This window comes from Peterkaempfera griseoplana (assembly GCF_001418575.1).
Taxonomy (GTDB): Bacteria; Actinomycetota; Actinomycetes; order Streptomycetales; family Streptomycetaceae; genus Peterkaempfera; species Peterkaempfera griseoplana.
The window spans coordinates 1-8,528 of the sequence record NZ_LIQR01000243.1 but is presented as its reverse complement, the minus strand read 5'-3'; the positions used below and the strand labels follow the sequence as shown (position 1 = coordinate 8,528).

General features: G+C 72.9%; 5 protein-coding genes. All 5 read left to right on the top strand.

Features of this window, described 5'->3' with window-relative positions:
* Positions 1–81: 81 nt before the first annotated feature.
* The 5 genes from AOK09_RS18580 (at position 82) to AOK09_RS18560 (ending at position 8,479) form a co-directional block, all read left to right on the top strand.
* Entirely contained in the window at positions 82–1,362 is a 1,281-nt protein-coding gene (locus tag AOK09_RS18580; RefSeq protein ID WP_055588328.1) for a hypothetical protein, read from the top strand.
* 84 nt (positions 1,363–1,446) lie between these two features.
* A complete protein-coding gene (locus AOK09_RS18575) occupies positions 1,447–2,943 on the top strand; it encodes an SCO6880 family protein (RefSeq protein ID WP_055588329.1) in 1,497 nt (498 codons plus the stop codon).
* A gap of 70 nt (positions 2,944–3,013) precedes the next feature.
* Positions 3,014–4,369 (top strand): ATP-binding protein, encoded by a 1,356-nt coding sequence (locus AOK09_RS18570; protein ID WP_055588327.1) that lies wholly within the window; start codon positions 3,014–3,016, stop codon positions 4,367–4,369.
* Between the two features lie 14 nt (positions 4,370–4,383).
* Entirely contained in the window at positions 4,384–6,261 is a 1,878-nt protein-coding gene (locus tag AOK09_RS18565) for a TraM recognition domain-containing protein (protein WP_107101375.1), read from the top strand.
* A gap of 355 nt (positions 6,262–6,616) precedes the next feature.
* Positions 6,617–8,479, top strand: a complete 1,863-nt coding sequence (locus AOK09_RS18560) for a ricin-type beta-trefoil lectin domain protein (RefSeq protein ID WP_055588325.1) — start codon at positions 6,617–6,619, stop codon at positions 8,477–8,479.
* Positions 8,480–8,528 lie beyond the last annotated feature (49 nt).

Genomic DNA, 8,528 nt, shown 5'->3' with positions numbered 1-8,528 from the left:
CGGCACCGGTCGCCGGCGACCAGCCGGCGGCGAGCGCCGACGAGATCAGGTCCGCCGCCGAGGAGTACGGAGGCTTCCGCTATGCCCGCTAGCTTCCCGCTCCGCCGCGCGGCCTCGCTCGGCACGGCACTCACCGCCCTCCAGCTCACCCTGCTCGCGGCGGCCCAGCGGGCCACGGCGGCGCCGAGCCCGTCGCCGGCACCGTCAGCCCCCAGCAGCTGCAGCGGAGGCCTGATCGGCCCCGCCAACTCCCTGTGCGGCGGATCGAACCCGGTGGGTGACACGGCCAACACCGTCACCGACCCCCTCGGCTCCCTCGCCAAGGGCTGCGCCCAGGCGGCCGCCTGGGTCATCCGCCGCCTCTCCACCGCCATCGACTCCACCACCGAGGTCGACTTCACCAACACGGCGTTCCTCCGCCAGTACGCCGTGGTCTTCGCCGCCTCCACCATCCTCACCATGGTGCTGTGGCTGCTGGCCGTGGCGAAGCGCGCCGTCCGCGGGGCACCGATCCAGCAGGCGTTCTCCGAGGCGATCGGCTTCCTCTGGCTGACGGTGCTGGCTTCCGCCTTCACCCCGCTGATCCTCTACACCGTGGTGACCGCCACCGACGGGATCACCAAGGCCATCGCGCTCGGCACCAAGTCGGACACCGGCACCTACCTGGGCGCTTTCGCCGACACCCTGGAGAAGGGCGACCTCGGCGGCGGCCCGCTGATCCTGATCATCGTCTCGCTGGTCGCCGTGCTCGCCGCCGCCGTGCTCTGGCTCGAGCTGCTGATCCGGGCGGCGATGCTGTACGTGGGGGCGCTGCTGGGCACCGCCGTCTACTCCGGGCTGGTCGACCGCCAGCTCTGGCAGCATGTGCGCCGCTGGGCCGGGCTGATGGTGGCCGTCGACCTCGCCAAGCCGGTCATCGTGATCGTCCTGGGTCTGGCCGGAGCGATCGCCACCGACGCGGGTGCCTCGGACTCGTTCGCCAAGGTGCTCTCCGGGCTGGCCATCCTGTTCCTCTCCATCTTCGCCAGCGCCGCGATCTACCGCTTCGTCCCCGGTTTCGGCGACGACATGATCGCCATGCGCAAGGCCCGCGCCGGGGCGGTCTCGGCCGGTCAGGCCGTGGTGAACGGCCCGGCCAACTTCGTCAAGCAGGGCATCTCCACCCATGGCTCGCGCGGCGGCGGCGACGGCGCCCCGGGCCGCGCCTCGGGCGGCTCCGCACCGGCGGGCGGCGGCTCGGTCGCCCCCGGCATCGCCGCCCACTCCACCCGCGGCACCCGCACCGCCGCCGCGCCACCGGCCCAGGCGGGCCCGCCCACCTCCTCCGCCAACCACAGCAGCCCGACCTCGAAGGGGGTGTGACGGCCCGTGTCCAGCCAGCCCGTCGGCCAGTACGGCGGACAGTACGGCGGGAGCCCGTACGCCCACCAGCGCCGCACCTACCTCATCGGCAAGGCCCGGCCCAACGCCATCATCGGCCGCAACCGCGAGACCGGCGAGGTGCTGCTGATCATCTTCGGGGCCTTCCTCGGCATGATGTGGGGTCTGGGGGTGCAGATCCTGCTGCTGCGGATCCTCGGGCTGGTCGGCTTCCCGGTGCTGGCCTTCGCCGCCGTCTACGTCCCCTACCGCGGGCGCACCTTCTACAAGTGGGCGGAGATCAACCGCACCTACCGGCGCACCGTACGGTCGGGCAGGGGCGGCTGGCAGTCCCCGGTCATGGAGGCCGGCACCCACCTCGACGGGCGCGAGGTGGAGGTCGGACCGCCGCCCGGCGTCGGCCGGCTGCGCTGGCTCTCCGCGCCGTTCGGCCCGGACGAGGTCGCGGTACTGCTCCACCTGGACCGGCACACGGTCACCGCCGCCATCGAGATCGAGGGCCCCGGTGTCGGCCTGCGCGACTCCGAGGACCAGGAGGCGCTGGTCGACCGGTTCGGAACACTGCTCAAGCACGTCGCCAACGGCGACGGGTTCGTCACCAGGCTGCAGATGCTGGCCCGTACCCTGCCCGCCGACCCCGACGCCCACGCCAAGGACGTGGAGCGGCGCGGCGACCCCGGTGCCCCGTCGTGGCTGCAGAACTCCTACGACCAGCTGCAGTCCATGGTCTCCACCTCCTCCGAGCAGCACCGCGCCTATCTGGTGGCGTGCATGCACTACACCCGTGAGCTGGTCGCCGAGGCCAACGCCATGGGCCGGACCGCACAGCGCCGGGTGCGCGGCGACGAGGGCATGGCCGCGGTGATGGCCCGTGAGCTCACCGACATCTGCGCCCGGCTGGCCGAGGCCGACATCCGGGTCCGGCAGCCGCTGGGCCAGGCCCGGCTGTCGTCGCTGCTGCACTCCATGTACGACCCGGACCACCCCATCGACCACATCCAGGCCATGTCCCGCCGCAACGCCTGGCCGGCCGAGCTGGACGCCACCCACCCCCAGTACCTCACCGCCAAGACCCGGGAGTCGGCCACCCGGGAGCCCTGGTGCCATGCCACGGCCTGGGTGAAGGAGTGGCCGCTCACCCCGGTGGGTGTCAACTTCCTGGCGCCGCTGCTGGTCCACACCCCCGACGTGATCCGTACGGTCGCCGTCACCATGGACCTGGAGCCCACCGACGTCGCCATCGAGCGGATGCTGACGGAGAAGACCAACGACGACGCCGAGGCCAGCCGCGCGGCGAAGATGAACCGCACCGTCGACCCGCGCGACCTCGCCCACTCCGGCCGGGTGGACCAGCGCGGCGACGACCTGGCGTCGGGCGCGGCCGGGGTCAACCTGGTCGGGTACATCACGGTCTCGTCCCGCAATCCCGAGTCGCTGGCCCGCGACAAACGCACCATCCGCGCCTCCGCCGGCAAGAGCTATCTCAAGCTGGAGTGGTGCGACCGCGAGCACCACCGGGCCTTCGTCAACACCCTGCCCTTCGCCACCGGCATCCGCCGATGACCTGCCATCGCGCCGCGGCCGCCGGCCCACGCGCCGCACACACGCTGTCCAGCCGCACCGAGGAGCCGCCATGCCGTCCCCGCTGAGCGCGCTGACCGAGTCCTTCACCAGCTTCCTCTTCGGCAGGGTGGAGACGACCCGGCTGCCGGTGCGCACCTCCACCGGCCAGGCGCAGGCCGTCTATCTGCCCACCGCCGCCCCAGGCCTGGGCGACTCCGGCGTGATCATCGGCCGCGAGGTCTACAGCGGCAAGGGCTACGTCTACGACCCCTTCCAGCTCTACGGGCAGCAGCTGCCCGCCCCCCACTGGCTGGTGCTCGGCGAGTCCGGCAACGGCAAGTCGGCGCTGGAGAAGACCTATGTCCTGCGCCAGCTGCGCTTCCGCGACCGTCAGGTGGTGGTGCTGGACGCCCAGGGCGAGGACGGCGTCGGCGAGTGGAACCTGATCGCCGAGGCGCTCGGCATAACCCCCATCCGGCTGGACCCGATGGCCGCCCTGGACGGCGGCATCAAACTCAACCCGCTGGACCCGGCGATCACCACAACCGGCCAGCTGGCGCTGCTGCGCACCATCGTCGAGGTGGCGATGGGCCGCGGCCTGGAGGAGCGTGCCGGGTTCGCCCTCAAGGCCGCCCACGCCCATGTCCACTCCGCCGTCACCACCCGTCAGCCGGTGCTGACCGACATCGTGGACACCCTGCGCAACCCGCAGCTGGCCTCGGTGGAGCAGCTCGGGGTGTCGCTGGACGACGTCCGCGCCTGGGGTCTGGATGTCGCCCTGGTGCTGGACCGGCTGGTCGACGGCGATCTGCGCGGGATGTTCGACGGTCCCACCACGGCCGGGATCGACCTGGACGCCCCGCTGATCGTCTTCGACCTCTCCCACATCGACCGCAACTCCATCGCGATGCCCATCCTGATGGCGATCGTCGGCGTCTGGCTGGAGCACACCTGGATCCGCCCCGACCGCAAGAAGCGGATCTTCCTGGTGGAGGAGGCCTGGCACATCATCAACAGCCCCTTCGTCGCCCAGCTCTTCCAGCGGCTGCTGAAGTTCGGCCGCCGTCTGGGGCTCTCCTTCGTGGCCGTCGTCCACCACCTCTCCGACGTGGTCGACGGCGCCGCGGCCCGGGAGGCCTCCGCCATCCTGAAGATGGCCTCCACCCGCACCGTCTACATGCAGAAGGCCGAGGAGGCCCGGGCCACCGGCCGGGTCCTGGGCCTGCCCCGCTGGGCCGTCGAGATCATCCCCACCCTGTCCCCCGGTATCGCCGTGTGGGACGTCAACGGCAATGTCCAGGTCGTCAAACACATCATCACCGAGACCGAGCGGCCGCTCGTCTACACCGACCGCGCCATGACCGAGGACGCGGTCGCCGAGCGCGTACGAGCGGAGCAGCAACTCGCCGACGACCCCGCCGCCTAGCACCCCGGAACGTCATGACCCGTCCTGTGCCGCCCGCCCCCGCCCCGACGTCTCCGCCCCGCTCCGGGATACCGGACGGGGCGGTGATCGCCCTGCTGGCGCTGCTGCTGGGCTCGGTGACCCTGGTCTGGACGGCCACCGGGCTGGCCGCCGTGGTGACCCATGGCAGCTGGCCCGGACCGCTGCCCTTCACCCGGTCCGCCCAGGCCATCCGCCACCTGGTCACCCAGCCGCACGACCTCCCGGCGGCCTGGGCCCCCACCGGGGACGATCCCGCTCCACAGCCTCTGCCCTCGGCCACCGCCTTCTGGTGGACCTTCTTCACGCTGCTCGTGCTGCTGACCGCGCTGCTGCTGGTGGGGCTCGCGGCCCGGGCCCGGCTGCGCCGGCCCGTACGGAGGCCGACTCCTCCCGTACCGGCGGATCCGGTCCGTCGTCCACAGCCTGTGGATGAACCGCCCGGACCCGCCCTCCCCAGCCACGAGGTCATGCCCCTGCAGTCCCCGGCCGTACCACCGACCCTCAGCAAGGCGGAGCCGGCCCCGGCGGCCGGCCCGCACCCGCTCTCCTTCGCCGCCCTGCTCCCCAGAGCCACCGCCATCCGCCCGCACCCGGACACCGGACTCGCCGGACCGGGCGCCCGCACCGCCCCGGACCCCCTCGCCTACGGAGTGGCGCTCGGCACCGACACCGCGACCGGCACCCCGCTGTACGCCCCGCTGGACGGCGGCCACTGCGTCTTCGCCCCGCCCTCCGCCGCCGGCACCAAGGGCCCGCTGCTGGTGCACCCCGCCATCGCCCGCGCTCCCGGCCCCGTCCTGGTCACCTGCGCCGGACCGGCCACCTGGGAGGCCACCGCGGCACGGCGGGAGAAGACCGGGCCGGTGCGGGTCTTCGATCCGCTGCGCCTCACCTCCGCCGAGGCCCCCCAGCGGCTGCGCTGGGCACCCCACGACAACTGCGGGGACGCGGCCACCGCGACGGCCCGCGCGGACGCCCTGCTGCACCCGGTGATCCCCCCGCACCGCGACGGCGCCGCCGCCGTCCACGCCACCGCTCGCACCCTGCTGCGCTGCTGGCTGCACGCGGCCGCGCTGGACGGCCGCCCGTTCCGCCAGGTGCACCGCTGGGCGGGCGGGCACGGCACCCGGGACGCGGTACGGATCCTGCGCACCGACCACGGTGCGGCGGAGGGCTGGAGCGGAGAGCTGGAGGCCGCGCTGACCCCGGCGCCGCACGCCACCGGGAGGCAACTGCTGGACGACGCCATGGAGTTGCTGGGCAGGACGCTCTCCTCACTGGAGGAGCTGCACGTCCTCCAGTCCTGCACACCGTCCATGACGGATCGCCTGGATGTGGAGTCGCTGCTCGCAGAACGGGGAACGCTGTACCTGGTGGCGGAGCCCGTCGAGGCGCCGTACCACCAGCCCGGCGCCATGCCGCTCCTGACCGCCCTCGCCCAGGACGTGGTCGAGCACGGCCGGCGCATGGCCGTACGGTCATCCTCCGGTCGGCTCGACCCACCACTGCTCGCCGTCCTCGACGACGTCGCAGCGGTCGCCCCGCTGCCCGGCCTGCCCGATCTGGTCGCGCGGGGCGGGGCCCAGGGGGTGCCGGCGCTGGTGCTGCTGCGCTCCCCCGAGCAGGCCAGGGCACGCTGGGGAGACCGCTCCGTCCACAGGCTGTGGACAACCGCAGCCAGCCGGACGGTGCTGGGACCGGCGGCGCCCTCGTCGGTAGCGGCCCTGCTCGCCGCCACCGCCGGGCCGGACGGCGCTGGGCCTGCCTCCGTCACCGGGCCGGGGGCACCCTCCGCAGCGGAAGGCGAGGCGGTCGTCCTGCATCCCTCCTCGGGTCTGCTGACTACTGTGCGTCTCCCAACCGGGGCGTGAGGGCGGGCGCGACGGGTGGTCGTCATGCGCGCGCCACGTCATGCACGCGCCCGAATCGTCCTGACAATACGTCTCACATGGGTGCCGCAACACCCCGATTCGACACGCTCAGCCACGAGTTGTACACGAACCCGCCATGACTTCCGCAGCCGATATGACTCGTCAGTAATTTCCTCTTCCGTGACGGCCCGAAGTCCAGCAACATGGGCACCCCCAACCCACCAGATCGATGGGCGCCCCCGGGCAGCGGCGGGCCGGGTATGCTCCGGCATGCCCCAAGCCCGGTATGAACCAGACTGTGTGACCACGCGTCACTACCCGGTACGGGAGCGCCGCAGGACGAGGAGTCGAGAGCGTGTCTCAGCTCCATCGCTTCGACGGATCCGACCGGATCCGGCCCACGGAGGCCGCAGACAGCGACCAGTCGCGCTGGGGCGAGGCAAGCCTGGATGCCCCACCCTGCACAGACCTGGCCGACGCCGAACTGACGCGCTTGGTCCGCAGTGACGAACCCATCGCACTGGAAGCCGTCGACGAACTGCGCCGCCGCCACCTGACGGCGGTACTCGCCTACGCCCGCATCTGCAGCCGCGACGCGCACACGGCGGAGGAGCTCGCGGACGAGGCCTTCGACCGTGCCCAGAAGTCCGTCCGGGTCTCCGGCGGCCCCAGGGAGTCCTGGCGGTACCACCTGCTCATCCTGGTACGGCGCTCAGCCGCCGCCCGGGCAGCCGCCGGACACCGGGCCGACCTCTCCGCCGACTTCACCGCCTGGCTGGACCACGCAACCGCCGACACCCCCGAGGGCCGCCCCGACCCGGACGCCGTCGAGTCCCGCGCCCCGATGCCGGCCGCCTTCCGGTCCCTGCCGGAACGCACCCAGGCGATCCTCTGGCACGCGGTGGTCGAGGAGGACGACGACGCCGAGACCGGCCGGTTGCTGGGCCTGGAACCGCAGAGCGTCCCCTATCTGCGGGAGAAGGCCAGGGAGGCCTACCGCGACGCCTACCTCCAGGCCCACACGCAACGCCAGGCCGACGAGGAGTGCCGGCGGTTCAGCGGCCTGGTGGAGGCCGCCGCCCGCCGCTCCGGCGTCCACCACAACGAGGACCTGGACCGGCACCTGGCCGGCTGCCCGCGCTGCGCCCGGGTACTGACCGACCTCGTCGGCATGAGCGAGCGCCCCGACGCCGTACTCGCCGAGGGGCTGCTCGTCTGGGGAGGCGCCTCCTATGTCGCCGCCAGGCTCGCGCGGTCCGTCACCGGTCGCACCATCGCCGTACGCAACCCCAGGGTGCTGCTGCCACGCCGAGGGGCCGAGACGGCCCGTCGCCCTGTGCCCCGGGCCACGCAGGCCGACCAGGTGACCGGAGGTGAACGCCCCTACGGGGCCGTTGTCAGCGACCACCGGGGCAGGGCGCCACGCGGCCGCCGGCTGCTGCGGATCGCCCGTCAGTTCCCTGCTGTGAGTGCCACTGCCGCCGTGGTGGTCATCGCGGCCACCGCAGCCACCACCATCGTGACCCTGGTCCCCTCCAACAGCAGCGTCCCGGCGGACGGAACCGACCCGCTGGGAGTGCCTCCGCTGGTCATCTCCCGCACCACCGCGTTCGCTACCGTGACGGCCACCGTCCCGGCCGCGCCGTCCCGCCCGTCGGCGAGCTCCTCCTCGGCCTCATCCGCGGTCTCCCGCGCCCCGAAGCCCGGCCACCGGCCCACCACCTCCGCGACGGCCTCCGTCCGCCCGACGGCCGGGGCCACCGGTGCCCCCATACCGCCACCGCCGACCCGCGGCTCCACCTACAGCGAACTGGTCAACGAGCGGTCCGGTCTCTGCCTGGATGTCGCGGACCAGTTCCTGGACCAGGGCGCCGACGTCATCGTCCACAGCTGCACCGGCGCCACCAGCCAGAAGTGGTTCCTCGACGGCGACCACCTGCTCCGCAACTACGCCAATCCCGAGTTCTGCCTGGACTCGCGGGGCGACACCGATCGCGGCGTCGGGGTCTGGCAGTGCAGCTCGGCCTCCGGCAGCCACGGTGACAACCTGCGCTTCCAACTGGCCGGGGACGGGTCCATCCGCCCCTTCATCGACGGCCGCTGTGCCGTCACGCCCACAGGAGACGGCTCGGGGAGCGATGTGGACCTGGAATGGGACGACGGCCGTGGCGACCAGAGCTGGCGGGCCGGCGCGACCGCGGTCCTGCAGCAGAGCTGAAATGCAGAAAGCCCCGCCCCGGGACCGTGAGGTCCCGGAACGGGGCTTC

Coding starts and splice junctions, on each gene's coding strand:
- AOK09_RS18580 (WP_055588328.1), top strand. CDS start 82: ATGCCCGCTAGCTTCCCGCTCCGCCGCGCGGCCTCGCTCGGCACGGCA.
- AOK09_RS18570 (WP_055588327.1), top strand. CDS start 3,014: ATGCCGTCCCCGCTGAGCGCGCTGACCGAGTCCTTCACCAGCTTCCTC.
- AOK09_RS18565 (WP_107101375.1), top strand. CDS start 4,384: ATGACCCGTCCTGTGCCGCCCGCCCCCGCCCCGACGTCTCCGCCCCGC.